This is a genomic window from Streptomyces sp. WZ-12 (assembly GCF_028898845.1).
Taxonomy (GTDB): Bacteria; Actinomycetota; Actinomycetes; order Streptomycetales; family Streptomycetaceae; genus Streptomyces.
Map to the genome: position 1 here is coordinate 5,669,627 of NZ_CP118574.1, position 16,418 is coordinate 5,686,044.

Below are 16,418 nucleotides of genomic sequence, written 5' to 3' on the forward strand. Positions count from 1 at the left end.
ATCGGCCGAATCGCTCGATGGCCGTCCCCCATCGGCCGGTCCGGGGGACCTCCCCCCGACCGACCCTTCGACCACGGGAGTTGTGACGATGAAGCTGCTGCGTGTCGGAACGGTGGGGGCGGAACGCCCGGCGCTGCTCGATGCGGACGGCGTGCTGCGGGACCTGTCGAGCCTGGTCACGGACATCGACGGCGCGCTGCTCGCGGACCACGCCGCGCTGACCCGGGTCCGGGCCGCCGCAGCCGCCGGCGACCTGCCCGCGCTCGACGCCGACGGGTTGCGGATCGGCCCGCCGGTCGCCGGGATCGGCAAGGTCGTGTGCATCGGGCTGAACTACCACGATCATGCGCGCGAGACCGGGGCCACCACCCCCGAGGAGCCGATCATCTTCATGAAGGCCCCGGACACCGTCGTCGGCCCCGACGACCCGGTGCTGATCCCGCGCGGCAGCGTGAAGACCGACTGGGAAGTGGAGTTGGCGGTGGTCATCGGCCGCACCGCCCGCTACCTGGACACCCACGAGCAGGCGCTGGCGGCGGTGGCCGGTTACGCGGTGGCGCACGACGTCTCCGAGCGCGCCTTCCAGATCGAGCGCGGCGGCCAGTGGGACAAGGGCAAGAACTGCGAGACGTTCAACCCGCTGGGCCCCTGGCTGGTGACCGCCGACGAGGTCCCCGACCCGCAGGCGCTGGGCATCCGCCTCTGGGTCAATGGCGAACTGAAGCAGAACGGCACCACCGCCGAGCAGATCTTCCCGGTGGCCGAAGTGGTCCGCTACGTCAGCCAGTTCATGACCCTGTACCCGGGCGACGTGATCAACACCGGCACCCCGGCGGGCGTCGCCATGGGCCAACCCGAACCCAAGCCGTACTTGCGCGCGGGGGATGTGGTGGAACTGGAGGTCGAGGGGTTGGGGCGCCAGCGTCAGTCCCTGCGGTTGGCTTAGGCATCCCACGTTGTTGGCTCTCCCGCCGCGCGGGTTGCTGTTCTTTGCGCCTTGCGGCGCGGGCCGGTCCGCTGCGCGGGGCGGGTGGGGTTGTTGTCCGCTGCGCGGGGCTGTCGGGGTGCGGTGACGGGCCTCCGGGGTGGGGGTGCCAGACTGCTTCGCTTTACGTCTGGCACCCCCACCCCTCCGGCCCGTCCCCTCCCGTTGGGGGTGGGGAAAAACGGTGGGTGCCACGTCCTGCCGGTGGGTCAACTCGGGCTGCTGGGTTGAGTGGTGACCGTCAGGGGGCGGGTGGCCCAAGCGATCCGGGCGGTGACCGTCAGGGGACCACAGTGGCCAGCCCCATCCCAGAGAAATCCACCCACTCAACGGGAGGGGACGGGTCGGAGGGGGCGGTGTGCCAGACGTAAAGCGAAGCAGTCTGGCATGCCGCCCCCGGAGGCCCGTCACCGCAGCCAACAGCCCCGCGCAGCGGATCGGCCCGCCGCAGGCGGCACGGCGGGAAAGCCGACAACGTGGGCGAGGCCCCGCGCAGCGGATCGGCCCCGCCCGCGCCGCAAGGCGCAAAACAGCAACCCCCGTGACGGGAAAGCCAACAACGTGCGGCACCTTCAGCGGAGCGCCACGCTTGTTCCCACCTCCGCGGAGCGCCTCGCCGCCTCCAAGACGCGGAGCGACGCCGCCACCTCCCGCGCGGATACCGGCGGTTCGCCGCCGCTGCGCAACGCCCGCGCGACCCCGGCGTAGTACGCGGGGTAGTCGCCCGGAAGCGTGGGCACGGGTGCGCCACCCCCGGTCAGGGGGGATTCGCCCGCGCCCAGGTGTCCCCAGGAGGACTCCGGTTCGACGCCCCACGCGTCGCCCTCGGTGCCGGGGCGGAGGCCGGCGCGCAGGGCGGCCTCCTGGGGGTCCAGGCCGTACTTCACGTAGCCGGCCCGGCTGCCCAGGACCCGGAAGCGCGGGCCGAGTTGGGCGGTGGTGGCGCTCACCCACAGGTGGGAGCGGACGCCGCCGGCGTGGGTGAGGGCGAGGAAGGTGTCGTCGTCGGCCTCCGCGCCCGGGCGGCGGATGTCGGTCTCGGCGTAGACGGAGAGCGCCGGGCCGAAGAGGGTCAGGGCCTGGTCGACGAGGTGGCTGCCGAGGTCGTAGAGGAGTCCGCCGAGCTCCGTCGGGTCGCCGGACTCGCGCCAGCCGCCCTTGGGTTGGGGCCGCCAGCGTTCGAAGCGGGACTCGAAGCGCTGTACGTCGCCGAGCGTGCCGTCCGCGAGGAGTTGGCGCACGGTGCGGAAGTCGTTGTCCCAGCGGCGGTTCTGGAAGACCGAGAGCAGCAGTCCGCGGCGGTCGGCGAGCGCGGCGAGGCGCTCGGCCTCGGCGGCGGTGGCGGCCAGCGGTTTGTCGACGACGACCGGCGTGCCGGCCTCCAACGCGGCGGTGGCGAGCGGGACATGCGTCTTGTTCGGCGAGGCCAGCACGATCAGGTCGAGCGCGCCGTCGGCGGCCCGGGTCAGCACCTCCTCGGCGGTGGCGACGGTGCGGACCTGCGGGTGTTCGGCGCGGGCCTGCGCCTGCCGTTCGGGGCTGCGGGTCGAGACGGTGTCGAGCAGCAGGCCGTCGGTGGCGGCGATCAGCGGGGCGTGGAAGACGGAGCCGGCCAGGCCGTAGCCGATCAGGCCGACGCGGACGGGGGCGGTGCGGGACGCGGTGGCGGTGCGGGCTTCGGGGGCGCTCATGCGACCCACTTTCGCAACGGCGTTGCGAAAGTGCAAGCGATGCGGAGAATGGGGGGTGTGAGCAGCAGCAACGCCCCTGAGGGCGGGCCCGAGCGTCCGCAGATCGACGACCGGCCGGCCGGTGCCGTGGCACCCGAGGCCGCCCCGGCCTCGTCCGCGCCCGGCGCCAATCTCCTCGCCCTGCGCGGGCACAACGCCGCCCTGGTGCTGGGGCTGCTGCGGGCGGCGGGGGAGGAGGGGGTGAGCCGGCTGGAGCTGGCCGAGCGGACCGGGCTCACCCCGCAGGCGGTCAGCAAGATCACCGCGCGGCTGCGGGCCGTCGGCCTGGTCGCCGGGGCGGGCCACCGGGCCTCCACCGGAGGCAAGCCGCGCACCGTCCTGCGGCTGGTCCCCGACGCCCGGCACGCCGTCGGCGTCCACCTGGACCGCGACGAGCTGACCTGTGTGCTGGCCGACCTCGCCGGCCGGCCGGTCGCCGTCCACCGCGCGCCGCTGGACTTCGGCGCGGGCGCCGGGGCGGTGCTGGACGCCGTCGTACGCGGGGTCGCGGCGCTGCCGGTGGCCGCCGACGGCCCGCCGGTGCTCGGCGCGGGGGTGGCCTGCCCGGGGCCGCTGGACCATGCGACGGGGGTGCTGCGGCAGGTCACCGGCGCCCCGCAGTGGGACGGCTTCCCGCTGCGGGACGCGTTGGCGCACCGCCTCGGCCTGCCCGTCGTCGTCGACAAGGACACCAACGCGGCGGCCCTCGGCCTCGGTCGCGCGCCGGGGGAGGGCGGCGCCTCCTTCGCCTATCTGCATCTGGGGACCGGGCTCGGCGCCGGACTGGTCCTGGACGGTGGCCTCTACCGCGGGCCGCACACCGGCGCCGGCGAGTTCGGCCACCAGGTGGTGCAGTTGGACGGCGTGCGGTGCACCTGCGGGCGGCGCGGTTGCGTCGAGGCGCTGTGCCTGGAGGCGGTGGCAAACGGTGAACCGGCGGCCGCGGCCCGGGTGTTGGGGGTGGCCGCGGCCAACCTCGTCGAGCTGCTGGACGTCGACCGGGTGCTGCTCGGCGGCCGTACCGTCCTCGCGCACCCGGAGTGCTTCCGGGACGGTGTGGCCGCGGTCCTCGCCGAGCACGCGGCCCTGCGCGGCCGGCCGGGGGCGGCGTCCGGCGGCGGCCGAGGGGGCGCGTCCGCGGTCCCGGTGGCGCTGGCCGGCGGCGGGTCCCGGGTCGTCGCGGACGGCGCGGCGGAGCTGGTGTGGGGCGGATTGTTCCGTTAGCGGGCGACCGCGCGGACCGGGGCGCGTCGGGGCCGACGCTCCCCGGGCGCCGCTGGTGCGAAGATCGCCGGGTGGAGTTCCCGTACGGCCAGGATCCTGGCGCACCCATCCGGTCCGGCGTCCCCGAGCACGGACGCATCCCCAAGTACTACGCGGCCAAGGTCGAAATCGCCGCCCTGCTGGCCGAGTTGGGCGAGGGCGAGCCGCTGCCCGCCGAGCGGGAGTTGGCCCTGCGGTTCGAGGTGTCCCGGGAGACGCTGCGCCAGGCGCTGCGGGAACTGGTGCTGGAGGGGCGGCTGCGCAGGTTGGGGCGCGGCACGGTCGTCGCCGGGCCCAAGATGGAGCAGCCGCTCTCGCTCGCCAGCTACACCGAGGGCGTCCGCCGCCAGGGCCGCAGGCCCGGCCGGCACCTGGTCTCGCTCGACCGCTTCCCCAGCCCGCCGGCGCTCGCCCGCGACCTCGGGCTCGCCGCCGGCGACGCGGTGTGGCACCTGGAGCGGGTGCTGCTCGCCGACGACGAACGGGTCGGCCTGGAGAGCACCTATGTCGCGGTCGACCGGGCACCGGACCTGGCGGCCGACTTCGAGCCGGACTCGTCCTTCTACGCCTACCTCCACGAGCGGCTCGACATCGGCTTCGGCGACGCGGACGAGCGCCTGGAGACGGTCCTGGCCACCCCGCGGGAGGCGCTGCTGATCGGCACGCCCGGCGCGCTGCCGATGCTGCTGATCCACCGCTGGTCCCGGGACACCCAGGGGCGCCCGCTGGAGCGGGTGCGCTCGCTCTACCGGGGCGACCGCTTCTCCTTCACCACCCACCTGGGGAACGGGGGCGCGGGGCGGGGCGACGGCCCGTAGGGGAGTGGGGGTCGGGACCCGTAGGGGGTGGGTGGGCCCCTTGCCGACCGCTACCCGGAGGCGTGGGTGGCTACTCGGAAGCGCCGGGCGCCACCCGAACAGGGCGGCCGGCGCCCGGACTTGCCGATCGCCGCCCAGAGGCGCCGACCGCCATCCGCACGTGCCGACATCGTCAAGAATCACAGAATGATAACGGGTCTAGGCCAACTTTGAAGGGTTGTTAACCGAGGCGACGCCGAACCTTCCCCCGCGGGCCACCCGCCGCCGCGACCGTCTGGGGCATGCGAGTCATAGTCGTCGGAGCCGGCGTGCTGGGAACCATGCACGCCTGGCACGCAGTCGAACGGGGCCACGAGGTCCTCCACATCGAGCGGGAGGCCGAGGCCCGCGGCGCCTCGGTCCGCAACTTCGGGCAGATCTGGGTCAGCGGCCGGGCCGGCGGCGAGGAGTTGGACACCGCGCTGCGCGCCCGCGAACTCTGGGAAGCCATCGGCGCCCGCGTCCCGGGCATCGGCTTCCGTGCCCTCGGCTCGCTCACCGTCGTCCGCAACGACGCCGAACGGGCCGTCGCCGAGGCCGCCACCCGCCGCCCGGACGCCGCCGCCCGCGGCTACCGCTACCTCGACGCCGAACAGGCCCGCGCCCTCAACCCCGCACTGCGCGGCGACTTCACCGGCGCCCTGTGGTGCGAACGGGACGCCGCCGTCGAACCCCGGGTCGCCCAACGCGCCCTGAAGGACGCCCTGTTGACCTCCGGCCGGTACACCTACCTCGGCGGCCGCGAGGTCCGCGAGGTGGTCGGCGACCGCGCCGTCCGCGACGACCACGGCGTCACCCACCACGGCGACGCGGTGGTGCTGTGTACCGGCGCCTGGCTCGGCGGCCTGGTCCGCGAGCTCGTCCCCGACCTGCCGGTGCGCCGGGTGCGGCTGCAGATGATGCAGACCGACCCGCTCGGCGAGGCGCTGACCACCTCCCTCGCGGACGCCGACAGCTTCCGCTACTACCCCGCCTACCGCGGCGACGCCCTCGACGCCCTCAACGCCGGCCAGCCGCAGGCCCCCACCGCCGCCGCCCACAAGATGCAGCTGCTGATGGTCCAGCGCGCCGACGGCGGCCTGACCATCGGCGACACCCACGAGTACGAGGCGCCGTTCGCCTTCGACACCGTCGAGGAGCCCTACGAGCACCTCACCGGCGTCGTCGAGGCGATCCTGGGCCGTCCGCTGCCCCGTATCCGCCACCGCTGGGCCGGCGTCTACGCCCAGTGCACCGACCCCGGCCGCGTCGTCCACCGCCAACAGGTCGCCGACGGCGTCTGGTTGGTCACCGGACCCGGCGGCCGCGGTATGACCTGTTCCCCGGCCATCGCCGAAACCACCGCCAACACCCTGGGATGGTGAGCCCGTTGACGCACCCCACGCACCCCGAAGACACCCGGCTGGTCGTCCTCGACATGGCCGGCACCACCGTCGCCGACGGCGGACTGGTGGAGCGGGCCTTCGACGCCGCCGCCCGCCACATGGGCGTCGAGCCCGGCAGCCCCGAGCACGCCACACACCTCGCCTACGTCCGCGCCACCATGGGCGAGTCCAAGATCTCCGTCTTCCGGCACCTGTTCGCCGACCCGGGCGGCGATCCGGTCGCCACCGAGGAGGCCGCCCAACGCGCCAACCGCGCCTTCGAGTCCGCCTACGGCACCCTGGTCGACGACGGGCAGGTCGCTCCCGTCCCCGGCGCCCGCGACGCCATCGAAGCCCTCCGGGAAGCCGGCCGCACCGTCGTCCTCACCACCGGCTTCGCCCGGGTCACCCAGGACGCCATCCTCGACGCCCTCGGCTGGCGCGACCTGGTCGCCCTCACCCTCTGCCCGGCCGACGCCGGCGGCCGCGGCCGTCCCTACCCCGACATGGTGCTGGCCGCCCTGCTGCGCACCGGCGCCGCCGACGACGTCGCGCAGATCGCGGTGGCCGGCGACACCTCCTACGACATGACCTCCGGCCGCCGCAGCGGCGCCACGGTCGTCGCCGGAGTGCTCACCGGGGCCCACGACGCCGACCGGCTCCGCACCGCCGGCGCCACCCACGTCCTGGACTCCATCGCCGAACTGCCCGCCCTGCTGGGAGTGGTGTGAGATGCCCGCCCCCTCCACGGCCCCCGCCCCACCCGCCGTGTCCACGCCGCCGCCCGCACCGACCGCGCCCGCGCCGGCCTCCGGCATCCGCTTCGACCGCGTCACCGTCGCCTACGGCCGCCACCACGAGCACACCGTCCTGGACAGCCTCGACCTCACCGTCGAACCGGGCGAGGTGATGGCCCTCCTCGGCCCGTCCGGCTCCGGCAAGACCACCGCCCTACGGGCCGTCGCCGGCTTCGTCCGCCCGGTCTCCGGCCGCGTCCTGATCGGCGGCCGGGACGTCACCGACCTGCCGCCCCACCGGCGCGGCATCGGCATGGTCGTCCAGCAGTACGCGCTCTTCCCACACATGAAGGTCGCCGAGAACGTCGCCTTCGGCCTCAAGGCGCACAAGGCGCCGCGCGCCGAGATCCCCGGCCGGGTCGCCGAGGCCCTGGAGATGGTCGGCATGGCCGGCCACGCCCACCGGCACCCCCGGGAACTCTCCGGCGGTCAGCAACAGCGCGTCGCCATCGCCCGCGCACTGGCCATCCGCCCCGGTGTGCTGCTGCTCGACGAGCCGCTCTCCGCGCTCGACGCCCAGTTGCGCTCCGGCATGCTCGCCGAACTCGCCCGCCTGCACCGCGAGTTGCCCGACCTCTCGCTCCTCTACGTCACCCACGACCAGGTGGAGGCGCTCACCCTCGCCGACCGGATCGCCGTCCTGGAATCCGCCCGGCTGCGCGAGTGCGACACCCCGCAGGCCCTCTACCGCAGCCCCCGCACCACGTTCACCGCCTCCTTCGTCGGCACCGCCAACCTGCTGCCGGTGACCGTGCGCGCCGGCGGCGTGGAGTTCGCCGGCCGCCATCTGACCGTCCCCACCGGCGACGCGGCGCCCGGCGCCACCGCCACCCTCTGCGTCCGCCCGCACCTGCTCGGCCTCCAAGCCGCCCCCGACGGCCACGGCAACACCCTGCGCGGCACCGTCACCGAGGTCCAATGGCGCGGCGCCACCCACCGGTTGTACGTCACGGTCGACGGCCATCGCGTCCTGGCCGACCTGCGCGAACTGCGCGACCCCCCGCCGCTGGGCACCGAACTCGCCCTGCACTTCGCCCCCGAGGACGCCGTCCTCCTCCCCGCCGGCCTCCCCACCCCGACCGGCCCCGCGGACGCCGGAGCCCCCGATGCCTGACCGCACCACCCCGCGCGCCGGGCCCCGCCCCCGCCGCACCACCGCCCTCTGGGCCCTACCGCCCGTCGCCGCCCTCGCCGTGGTGTTCCTCTACCCGCTGGCCCTGGTGGTCCGCCAGTCCCTCACCCCCGAGGACGGCGGCGGCCCCTCCACCGCCCCGTACGCCACGGTGCTGACCGCCACCTCCTTCCAGGACGCGCTCACCAACACCGTGCTGATCGCGGTCGGCGCCACCCTCGGCGCGCTCCTCCTCGGCCTGGCGCTCTCCCTGGTCATCGCCTTCGTCCCGTTCCCCGGCGGCAAGGCACTGGCCCGCTTCATCGACCTCTTCCTCGCCTTCCCCTCCTTCCTGATCACCCTCGCCCTGCTGTTCCTCTACGGCACCGTGGGCATCGCCAACGGCCTCTGGACCGACGTCACCGGCGCCACCCACGGGCCACTGAACTTCCTGCACACCCCCTGGGGCGTGCTGCTCGCCGAGGTCACCTACTTCACCCCGTTCGTGATGCGCCCCCTCCTGGCCGCGTTCTCCCAGGTGGAGACCGCCCAGGTGGAGGCCGCCGGCTCGCTGGGCGCCCGCCCCTGGCGGATCGTGCGGACGGTGATCCTGCCCGAGGCGCTGCCCTCACTGGCCGCCGGCGGCGCCCTCGTCCTGGTGCTGTGCCTCAACGAGTTCGGCATCGTCCTGTTCACCGGCGCCAAGAACGTCGTCACCCTGCCGACGCTCGTCTACACCAAGGCGATCCTCGACGGCGACTACACCGGCGCCTGCGTCGTCGCGGTCATCAACATCGCGCTCTCCGTGGCCCTTTACGCCCTCTACCGGACGGTGATGTCCCGCACCACCGGCACCGCCAGAACCCTCCGGCGCACGCCCACCCCCCGCCCCCCACGCGGGCCAGTATCCTCTGACCCACGAACACCCCACCCCCGGCCCCCACCGCCCCCGTCCTCGCCGCAGGAGGTGCCGACCGTGCTCGTGCATAGCGCAGCCGCCCGACGGGTCATCTGGGCGGCGTTCGCCCTCCTCTTCGTACCGGTCTTCGCCCTCCCGCTGCTGGTCATCGCCACCGCCTCGGTCGCCGGCGGCTGGAGCGGAGCCCTCCCCTCCGGCCTGACCCTGACGCACTATCAGGACATCGCCCAGGGCGACGCCCTCACCGCCCTGCTGACCAGCGTGCTCACCGCCCTCGCCGCCAGCGTCCTCGCCCTCACCCTCGGCACCTGGGCCGCCCTCGCCGCCGAAAGGCTCGGCCGCCGCACCCGCCGGATCCTCGACGCCCTCTTCCTGCTCCCGGTCGCCGTCCCCTCCGTCGTCGTCGGCCTCGCCCTCCTCGTCGCCTTCTCCCAACCCCCGTTCCTCCTCAACGGCACCCCACAGATCGTGATCATCGCCCACACCGTGCTGGTCACCGCGTTCGCCTACCAGTCCGTCACCGCCGCCCTGGCCCGCCTCGACCCGGCCTACGAGCAGGCCGCCGCCGGCCTCGGCGCCCGCCGCGCCTACGTCCTGTGGCGGGTCAAACTCCCCCTGCTGCTGCCGTCCCTGACCGCCGCCGCCGGCCTGTGCTTCGCCCTCTCCATGGGCGAGTTGAGCGCCACGATGATGCTCTACCCGCCGGACTGGATGCCGCTGCCCGTCCAGATCTTCGCCGCCACCGACCGCGGCGCCCTCTTCACCGGCGCCGCCCTCGCCGTGGTCCTCATGGCCACCACCCTCCTCGTCCTCCTCGCCGTCTCCCGCCTCCGCACCAGGGCCACCCACCGCTAGCCCGCACCACTCCCACCCCCCAACTCCCCTCCTCCCGCGACCTGTTCCAGGAGCCCCCGCCATGCCCAGTCACCCGCCCCGCCGCCCGTCCCGCCCCCTCCTCGCCGGCGCCGCCGCCCTCACCCTCGCCGGCTCCCTCACCGCCTGCGGCGCCTCCGCCGCCGACCCCAACGCCAAGGAGATCACCGTCTACAGCGCCGACGGCCTCAAGAGCGAGAAGGGCGACGGCTTCTACGACAAGGTCTTCAAGGACTTCCAGAAGCAGACCGGCATCAAGGTCAACTACGTCGAGTCCGGCTCCGGCGCCGCCGTCCAGCGCCTGGCCCGCGAACGCACCAACACCAAGGCCGACGTCCTGATCACCCTGCCGCCCTTCATCCAACAGGCCGACGGCAAGGGCCTGTTGGACACCTACCGCCCCCAGGGCTCCGACCAGGTCGCCGCCGCCGACAAGGACCCGGGCGGCAAGTGGGTCTCCGTCGTCAACAACTACTTCTGCTTCATCTACAACAAGAAGGAACTGGCCAAGCCCCCGGCCACCTGGCAGGACCTCACCGACCACCGCTTCGCCGGCAAGCTCCAGTACTCCACCCCCGGCGTCGCCGGCGACGGCACCGCCGTCCTCATCAAGGCCCTGCACGACTTCGGCGGCCAGGGCCCCGCCATGGACTTCCTCAAGAAGCTCCAGGCCAACAACGTCGGCCCGTCCTCCTCCACCGGCCAGCTCGCCCCCAAGACCGACAAGGGCGAACTCCTCATCGCCAACGGCGATGTCCAGATGAACTACGCCAACACCAAGACCATGCCCAACCAGGGCATCTTCTTCCCCGCCGCCAAGCCCGGCGCCCGCCCCACCACCTTCTCCCTCCCCTACGCCGCCGGCCTGGTCAAGGACGCCCCGCACGCCGACAGCGCCCGCAAGTTCCTCGACTACCTGCTCAGCAAGCCCGTCCAGGAAGAGGTCTCCGCCATCGGCGGCGGCTTCGCCGCCCGCAAGGACGTCAAGCTCACCGACGCCAACGCCGCCGCCCTCGCCAAGATCATGAACGGCGTCGACATCTTCGAGCCCGACTGGAACGACATCGACAAGAACCTCGACACCTACGTCAACGCCTGGCGGACGGCCACCGGAAGCTGACCCCCAGCGCACCGGGGCCGGAGCCGGGACCACCCGCTCCGGCCCCGACCCGTAACGGCCCGCCGGGCCGCCCGCCCCGGCTCAGACCAGATCCACCAGATCGGCGATCGAGTCCACCACCTTCGTCGGCCGGAACGGATAGGTGTCGACCTCCTCCGCCGACGTCAGCCCCGTCAGCACCAGGAACGTCGCCATCCCGGCCTCCAACCCCGCCAACACATCGGTGTCCATCCGGTCGCCGATCATCGCGGAGGTCTCCGAATGCGCCCCGATGACATTGAGCGCATGGCGCATCATCAACGGATTCGGCTTCCCGACGAAGTACGGCTCCTTCCCCGTCGCCTTGGTGATCAACGCGGCCACCGAACCGGTCGCCGGCAACGCCCCCTCCGGCGACGGGCCGGTGTTGTCCGGATTCGTCGCGATGAACCGCGCACCACCGTTGATGAGCCGGATCGCCTTCGTCAACGCCTCGAACGAGTACGTCCGCGTCTCCCCCAGGACCACGAAATCCGGATCGACATCGGTCAGTACGTACCCCGCGTCGTGCAGGGCGGTCGTCAAGCCCGCTTCCCCGATCACATAGGCGGTGCCACCGGGCCGCTGGGTGTCCAGGAACGTCGCCGTGGCCATGGCCGACGTCCAGATGTTCGCCACCGGCACGTCCAGCCCGATCCGGTTGAGCCGGGCGTGCAGGTCCCGCGGTGTGTAGATCGAGTTGTTGGTGAGCACCAGAAAAGGACGGCCGGAATCCCGGAGCTTCTTGATGAAGGCATCCGCGCCCGGCACGGGGACGCCTTCGTGCATCAGCACACCGTCCATATCGGTGAGCCACGATTCGATGGGCTTGCGCTCAGTCATGGCCCTACCGTAAGAGGCGCCCCAGCTCACATGCCATGGGAGCGACGCTCCGAAGCCCCCCGCACACCGCGCCAGGACGCCGCACCCGCCCGGCCGCCTTCGACGGCGACGAAACGAGGGCGTACGAGCGGGTCCGCACGGAGCCCCGCCGTCCCCTTCACGCAAGCCGCCAGCGGCAAGCCCCCGCCGTCGGTGCCCCCGCCCACCCGATCGGCGCAGCCCCACACCGCCCCGGATGCGCCCACCGGCGGACCGGCGGACCTTCGGAGTAACCGGAGGTACACCATGCGCTCACCGCAGCTCGCACTCTGTGCCGCGGTCGCGGCGTGCGCGGTGACGACGGCTCCCGCGCACGCCGACGACGAACGCGGCGCCCGCACCGCCCAGACCGCCGCCGCCACTCCGGCCGCCCCCGGCCCACACCGCCCGCCGCCCACGGTCGCCCACGGCACCCGGCCCACCCTCCCCACCGGGACGCACCTGGCCCTCACCCCGCCCGCCCGGACCCACCTCGTACCGGACCGGGTCGTCGCCCACCGCGAACTGAGCAGCACCTCCGCCGTCGCCCTCGTCCTGGCGGGCGGCGTCATCCTGGTCATCGCGGGCCAACTGCTCCGCCTCAGACTCCGCCTCCGCCGCGAACGCCACGGGAGCGACGGTGCCGACGAAGACTGAACAACGGACCGCCCCCACCGAGCGGGCGGACACCTCGGCGGACCTCGCGGCACCGCGCCAACGGGGACCCGGCACCCGGCCCCTCTGGGGCATCGCCTGGGCCGCCCTGCTGCTGGCGTGCTGGCTCTGCGGCGGCGCACCCGCCCCGCTGACCAGCAGTCCCGCGCTCCTGCCCACGACCGGCGACGCCACCGTGGGCCACGCCCCGGCCACCGGACCCCCACCGCCCCGCGACACCGCGCCGTCACCACAACACGACTGAGGCCCCCCGCAATGCGAGGGGCCTCAGTCCTACGTGCGCCGCCAGGGACTCGAACCCCGGACCCGCTGATTAAGAGTCAGCTGCTCTAACCAACTGAGCTAGCGGCGCGCGCTGACGAAGAAAACTCTACACGAACTCCGAGGGTGGTCCGTACCCAAGAACGCCCCACCCACGCACCCACCCCATGTGATCCCCGCCACCCCGCGCCCACCTCTCTCGTCCCGCCCACCACTCGACGCCCACCACTGCACTCCACCCCACCCCTCCGTCGCCCTATACCTCATCAACACCCCCTCCCGCCCGGGGCGAAAGCCCCTCCACCTCGGGACCTTTGCCTGCCGTCGCGCCCGAATTGGTCTGTGAAGATCGAGTTCGTAGCCGTAGCGCAACAGTTGCCCCGTCAACATGCGGTATCTCCTGCCAGTTGAGAGGCTGACGCCAGCGCCGGGGCGCGGCGGGCCGACGCCGGGGCGCACGGCCCCCACGAGCAGCCGGCCCGGAGGAGAACTGGCATGACGGTCCCCGGACACCCCGCACCCGGCACCGCGCGCGCCACCCCCCGCCCGACCGGGAGCCCGGACCTCCGCCCGCCCTTCCCCCGCGGATCATGGCGTCCATCACTACTCCGCCGTCACCTGCAACCCCGTACCCCGAGCCGACGTCTGCTAGGACGCGAGCCCCGACCCGGGGCCCCGGGACTCGCCCCTCTTCGGAAAGGTTGATCGTCGTGGTGTCGACAGCCAAGCGCACCCTTGAGATGCAGCTCCTCCTCGGGCCGGACGAAACGGTTCCGGTGGCCGGCCGGTTCGGCTACCGCAGCGACCGCCCCTACGAGGTCGAGGTCGCCTTCCTCAGCCGCGGCGAAGCGGTCGCCACCTGGCTGTTCGCCCGCGACCTGCTGCTCGGCGGACTGTGCGAAGAGGTCGGCGAGGGTGACGTACGGGTGTGGCCCACCCGCCGCGCCGCCGGACCCCGACACGTACACATCGAGCTCGCCACCGACGACAGCGTCTGCGAGCTGAGGGTGCGCGCGACGGAGCTCACCGCCTGGCTGGAGCAGACCGCGGCCATCGTCCCGCCCGGCCACGAAGACCGCTATCTCGATATGGATGCCCACCTGGCCCGCCTGCTAGCGGGGAAGTGCTGATGACTCCCACTCCCATGACGACGACGCCCGACGCCCGCCCCGCGATACGCGCGACGCCCACCACCGCAACGGGCGCCCCAGGCGCCCCCGCGCCCGCCGACGCGCGGACCGCGGCCGCACGCACCCTGGCCGCCCGGGCCGGCGCCGACCCCGCCGTCCGCATCCCCGTCCAGGGCGGCCCGAACGGCACGAGCCCCGGCTCCACGGACGCGGCTGACGCCGCGGCCGCCGACTGCGACGCGTCCGGCGCCCCGGCCCCGCACGACCCGTGCGCGCACGGCTTCCTCCCCGAGCGGCCGCCGGTCCGCTCCATGATCGGCACCTGGACCCGGCTGGACGCCATGGCCCGCGAAGCGGCCGTCGCGCCCGACCGCGCCACCGCCGCCGCCGTCATCGAACGCGCCGACCGCGCCGACGAGTTGGCCGCCCTGCGGCAGCGCGTCTCCCGCCTCTCGCCCCGCAACGCCGAGGCCGCCGCGATGCGCGTCGCCGTCATCGCGGTCGCCTGCGGCTGGGGCGCCCTCGACCCGCAGGCGCCGGCCGCCCGCGAGGTCGCCAACGACGCCTTCCTCGAACTCTGGTCCGCCATCGCGCACCGCATCGACCACGACCAGTTCGTCGCCCTGCCCACCCTCGCGCTCCACAACTGGGCCCCGGAACGCAAACCGCGCCGCCACATCCCCATCGACCAACTGGCCCGCACCGAACAGTTGGTGCCGATCGTCCGCTGGGCCCCGGAAGGCCAGCCGCTCAGCCGCCTGGACCGGCTGATGCTCGCCGCGACCCGCCTGGAGGCGCACGGCATCTGGCTCTTCCGCCTCGCCGACACCCTGGCCGGCCGCGCCCCCGACGACTCCTCGACCCCGACGGCGCTGCGCCGCCTGGTCCGTATCCAGCACGCCCTGCGCGCCCAACTCCACTCCGAGGCAACGGAACTGGCCGCCGCCCCGGCCACCGACCAGCAGCGCGCGGTACTCGGCGCGCTCGCCGAACAGGGCGCCCTGGAGCCGCCGGTCCTCCAGGCCGCGGACGCCGTACTGGGCATCGGCGGCCGCCGCCTCGGCGAGGGCCGCCGCCAACACCTGCGCCGCCACCTCCCGGCCCAACACCGCGCCTGGCTCAGCGCCATGGACCGCCACTGCGCCCCCGTCCGCACCCTCGCCCACCGCGGTGGCCCCGACGCCGCCGTCTACCGCGAGGCCCAGGAATCCCTCATCGCCCTCCGCCGCACCTACACCGCCCTAGTCCAAACCGCCGCCGCGCCTACCCCAGGCCCCGTCCGAGAGGCAGCGGCCTGACCTGAGGGATCCCAGGAACTCCGAGTACTCCGGGAACTCCAGGGACCCTGGGGACTCCAGGGATTCCGGTTACTCCCGCGGCCCGGGCCCGACTGCTCGCGCACGGCGCCGCACTGCACGCGGCGATACCAACTCGACGCTCTGGCAGCGCGATGGGTGCCCCCGTTAACGCCGTGCCGGCGGTCCTGTCGGTGCCCCGTCAGGCCCTGTTGGTGTTCTGCCGGTGTCCTGGCGGCCTGCCCTACCGGCGCCGGGGCGCTTGAGCCTGGTGGCTTGTGCGGGGCGGGGGAGGGGATGTGGCGTGCGTGCGGGCTTGGGCCGGTTGCTTCTGGAGCTCCCTTCTCTCCCTTCCCTGAGGCCGACCTCTGCCCCCGCCCCTCCCGCCCCCGTCGAGCTATGTCTCAGGCATCAACTTGTGACTCAGGCATCGGCCTGTGTTTCAGGCGCCCGTGGTGCCGTCGATGCGTTCCCGGATCAGGTCTGCGTGACCGTTGTGGCGTGCGTACTCCTCGACCATGTGAACCAAGATCCAACGCAGCGAGACGCCCTGGTCGCCCACATGTGCGGCCTCCTGTTCCGAGAGCTTGCCAGTGTCTTCCAACGACGAGCCGGCGATCAGTTCCCTGCTCCGTGCGACCTCCGCGCGCCAGCGACCCATGACCTCGCCGCCTCCGCGGCCGGGGATGACCGCGAAGCCGTCGCCCGCGCCCTCCTCGTACAGTGGCGGCGAATCCTGGCAGGCGAACACCCGCTGGAACCAGTTGCGTTCGACCTCTGCCATGTGCTGGACCAGGCCCAACAGCGTCATCGACGACGGCGGCACCGAGGCCGTCCTCAACTGATGGTCATCGAGGCCGGCGCACTTCAGTTCCAGCGTGGCGCGGTGGAAGTCCAGCCAGCTCTCCAGCATCTGACGCTCTCCGGCCTGCGGGGGCGGAATGGGGCGGCCGTCCGGTGTTGTACCCATGCGCGCCACTCTCACACGGGCCGCCGCCCCATACGGTGACCGCCACAGGGGGAGCCCCGAGGGGAACGTTGTGCGGGGAAGGCCGTGGAGCGCGCTCCGCGGTGAACGGGGTGGTGAGCGAGCGGCATCGTGGGCGAGCGATGCGGCCGATGCCGCCGATGTCGTCTCGATGCCGCTCGGACATGAACG

Annotated in this window: 15 protein-coding genes, 1 tRNA gene and 1 pseudogene; 13 read left to right on the forward strand and 4 right to left on the reverse strand. The window is 73.6% G+C overall.

Annotated features, from left to right (window positions below; genetic code table 11):
• The first annotated feature begins 88 nt into the window (after positions 1–88).
• Entirely contained in the window at positions 89–946 is an 858-nt protein-coding gene (locus tag PV796_RS24555) for a fumarylacetoacetate hydrolase family protein (RefSeq protein WP_274915537.1), read from the forward strand.
• Between the two features lie 611 nt (positions 947–1,557).
• Here PV796_RS24555 and PV796_RS24560 read toward each other — a convergent pair.
• Positions 1,558–2,676 carry a Gfo/Idh/MocA family protein gene (locus PV796_RS24560; RefSeq protein WP_274915538.1) on the reverse strand — a complete coding sequence of 373 codons (1,119 nt, stop codon included), beginning with the start codon at positions 2,674–2,676 and terminating at the stop codon, positions 1,558–1,560.
• A gap of 48 nt (positions 2,677–2,724) precedes the next feature.
• On the opposite strand from PV796_RS24560, the gene PV796_RS24565 reads away from it, so the two are divergent.
• The 8 genes and pseudogenes from PV796_RS24565 (at position 2,725) to PV796_RS24600 (ending at position 11,019) form a co-directional block, all read left to right on the forward strand.
• Positions 2,725–3,939 (forward strand): ROK family transcriptional regulator, encoded by a 1,215-nt coding sequence (locus PV796_RS24565; RefSeq protein ID WP_274919219.1) that lies wholly within the window; start codon positions 2,725–2,727, stop codon positions 3,937–3,939.
• A 71-nt stretch (positions 3,940–4,010) separates the two neighbouring features.
• Positions 4,011–4,796: a GntR family transcriptional regulator gene (locus PV796_RS24570; RefSeq protein WP_274915539.1), complete on the forward strand. Its 786-nt coding sequence runs from the start codon at positions 4,011–4,013 to the stop codon at positions 4,794–4,796.
• A gap of 281 nt (positions 4,797–5,077) precedes the next feature.
• A complete protein-coding gene (locus tag PV796_RS24575) occupies positions 5,078–6,199 on the forward strand; it encodes a TIGR03364 family FAD-dependent oxidoreductase (protein WP_274915540.1) in 1,122 nt (373 codons plus the stop codon).
• Positions 6,193–6,930: a phosphonatase-like hydrolase gene (locus tag PV796_RS24580; RefSeq protein WP_274915541.1), complete on the forward strand. Its 738-nt coding sequence runs from the start codon at positions 6,193–6,195 to the stop codon at positions 6,928–6,930. Before PV796_RS24575 ends, PV796_RS24580 begins: the two co-directional genes overlap by 7 nt.
• A gap of 1 nt (position 6,931) precedes the next feature.
• On the forward strand, positions 6,932–8,110 hold the full coding sequence (locus tag PV796_RS24585; RefSeq protein WP_274915542.1) for an ABC transporter ATP-binding protein: 1,179 nt from the start codon (positions 6,932–6,934) through the stop codon (positions 8,108–8,110).
• A pseudogene (locus PV796_RS24590) lies at positions 8,103–8,963 on the forward strand (2-aminoethylphosphonate ABC transporter permease subunit); the annotation flags it as partial. The gene PV796_RS24585 and the pseudogene PV796_RS24590, both read left to right, overlap by 8 nt.
• A 120-nt stretch (positions 8,964–9,083) precedes the next feature.
• Complete coding sequence (locus PV796_RS24595) at positions 9,084–9,881, forward strand: ABC transporter permease (protein ID WP_274919220.1); 798 nt, start codon at positions 9,084–9,086, stop codon at positions 9,879–9,881.
• Positions 9,882–9,942: 61 nt separating this feature from the next.
• Entirely contained in the window at positions 9,943–11,019 is a 1,077-nt protein-coding gene (locus tag PV796_RS24600; protein WP_274915543.1) for a 2-aminoethylphosphonate ABC transporter substrate-binding protein, read from the forward strand.
• A gap of 81 nt (positions 11,020–11,100) precedes the next feature.
• Here PV796_RS24600 and PV796_RS24605 read toward each other — a convergent pair whose 3' ends face one another.
• Positions 11,101–11,880 carry an HAD-IIA family hydrolase gene (locus PV796_RS24605; protein ID WP_274915544.1) on the reverse strand — a complete coding sequence of 260 codons (780 nt, stop codon included), beginning with the start codon at positions 11,878–11,880 and terminating at the stop codon, positions 11,101–11,103.
• A 285-nt stretch (positions 11,881–12,165) separates the two neighbouring features.
• Here PV796_RS24605 and PV796_RS24610 point away from each other — a divergent pair, with 285 nt between their 5' ends.
• Positions 12,166–12,555, forward strand: coding sequence for a hypothetical protein (locus tag PV796_RS24610; protein ID WP_274915545.1), 390 nt, complete (start codon positions 12,166–12,168; stop codon positions 12,553–12,555).
• On the forward strand, positions 12,539–12,817 hold the full coding sequence (locus PV796_RS24615; RefSeq protein ID WP_274915546.1) for a hypothetical protein: 279 nt from the start codon (positions 12,539–12,541) through the stop codon (positions 12,815–12,817). Before PV796_RS24610 ends, PV796_RS24615 begins: the two co-directional genes overlap by 17 nt.
• A 34-nt stretch (positions 12,818–12,851) precedes the next feature.
• Here PV796_RS24615 and PV796_RS24620 read toward each other — a convergent pair.
• Positions 12,852–12,925: transfer RNA gene (locus PV796_RS24620), tRNA-Lys, on the reverse strand.
• Positions 12,926–13,544: 619 nt separating this feature from the next.
• Between PV796_RS24620 and PV796_RS24625 the strand changes: the two genes are divergently transcribed.
• Together PV796_RS24625 and PV796_RS24630 are read left to right on the forward strand one after the other, a co-directional pair.
• Positions 13,545–13,964, forward strand: a complete 420-nt coding sequence (locus PV796_RS24625) for an SsgA family sporulation/cell division regulator (protein WP_274915547.1) — start codon at positions 13,545–13,547, stop codon at positions 13,962–13,964.
• Positions 13,964–15,262 carry a hypothetical protein gene (locus PV796_RS24630; protein WP_274915548.1) on the forward strand — a complete coding sequence of 433 codons (1,299 nt, stop codon included), beginning with the start codon at positions 13,964–13,966 and terminating at the stop codon, positions 15,260–15,262. The genes PV796_RS24625 and PV796_RS24630 overlap by 1 nt, the downstream gene beginning before the upstream one ends.
• A 439-nt stretch (positions 15,263–15,701) precedes the next feature.
• Here the strand turns inward: PV796_RS24630 and PV796_RS24635 are convergent, their stop codons facing one another.
• On the reverse strand, positions 15,702–16,229 hold the full coding sequence (locus PV796_RS24635) for a DinB family protein (protein WP_274915549.1): 528 nt from the start codon (positions 16,227–16,229) through the stop codon (positions 15,702–15,704).
• Between the last annotated feature and the right edge of the window lie 189 nt (positions 16,230–16,418).

What these genes read in the sequence shown, in the direction of transcription:
- PV796_RS24555 (WP_274915537.1), top strand. Translation starts at nt 89, where the DNA reads ATGAAGCTGCTGCGTGTCGGAACGGTGGGGGCGGAACGCCCGGCGCTG.
- PV796_RS24560 (WP_274915538.1), bottom strand. Translation starts at nt 2,676, where the DNA reads ATGAGCGCCCCCGAAGCCCGCACCGCCACCGCGTCCCGCACCGCCCCC.
- PV796_RS24565 (WP_274919219.1), top strand. Translation starts at nt 2,725, where the DNA reads ATGGGGGGTGTGAGCAGCAGCAACGCCCCTGAGGGCGGGCCCGAGCGT.
- PV796_RS24575 (WP_274915540.1), top strand. Translation starts at nt 5,078, where the DNA reads ATGCGAGTCATAGTCGTCGGAGCCGGCGTGCTGGGAACCATGCACGCC.
- PV796_RS24580 (WP_274915541.1), top strand. Translation starts at nt 6,193, where the DNA reads ATGGTGAGCCCGTTGACGCACCCCACGCACCCCGAAGACACCCGGCTG.
- PV796_RS24585 (WP_274915542.1), top strand. Translation starts at nt 6,932, where the DNA reads ATGCCCGCCCCCTCCACGGCCCCCGCCCCACCCGCCGTGTCCACGCCG.
- PV796_RS24600 (WP_274915543.1), top strand. Translation starts at nt 9,943, where the DNA reads ATGCCCAGTCACCCGCCCCGCCGCCCGTCCCGCCCCCTCCTCGCCGGC.
- PV796_RS24605 (WP_274915544.1), bottom strand. Translation starts at nt 11,880, where the DNA reads ATGACTGAGCGCAAGCCCATCGAATCGTGGCTCACCGATATGGACGGT.
- PV796_RS24610 (WP_274915545.1), top strand. Translation starts at nt 12,166, where the DNA reads ATGCGCTCACCGCAGCTCGCACTCTGTGCCGCGGTCGCGGCGTGCGCG.
- PV796_RS24630 (WP_274915548.1), top strand. Translation starts at nt 13,964, where the DNA reads ATGACTCCCACTCCCATGACGACGACGCCCGACGCCCGCCCCGCGATA.
- PV796_RS24635 (WP_274915549.1), bottom strand. Translation starts at nt 16,229, where the DNA reads ATGGGTACAACACCGGACGGCCGCCCCATTCCGCCCCCGCAGGCCGGA.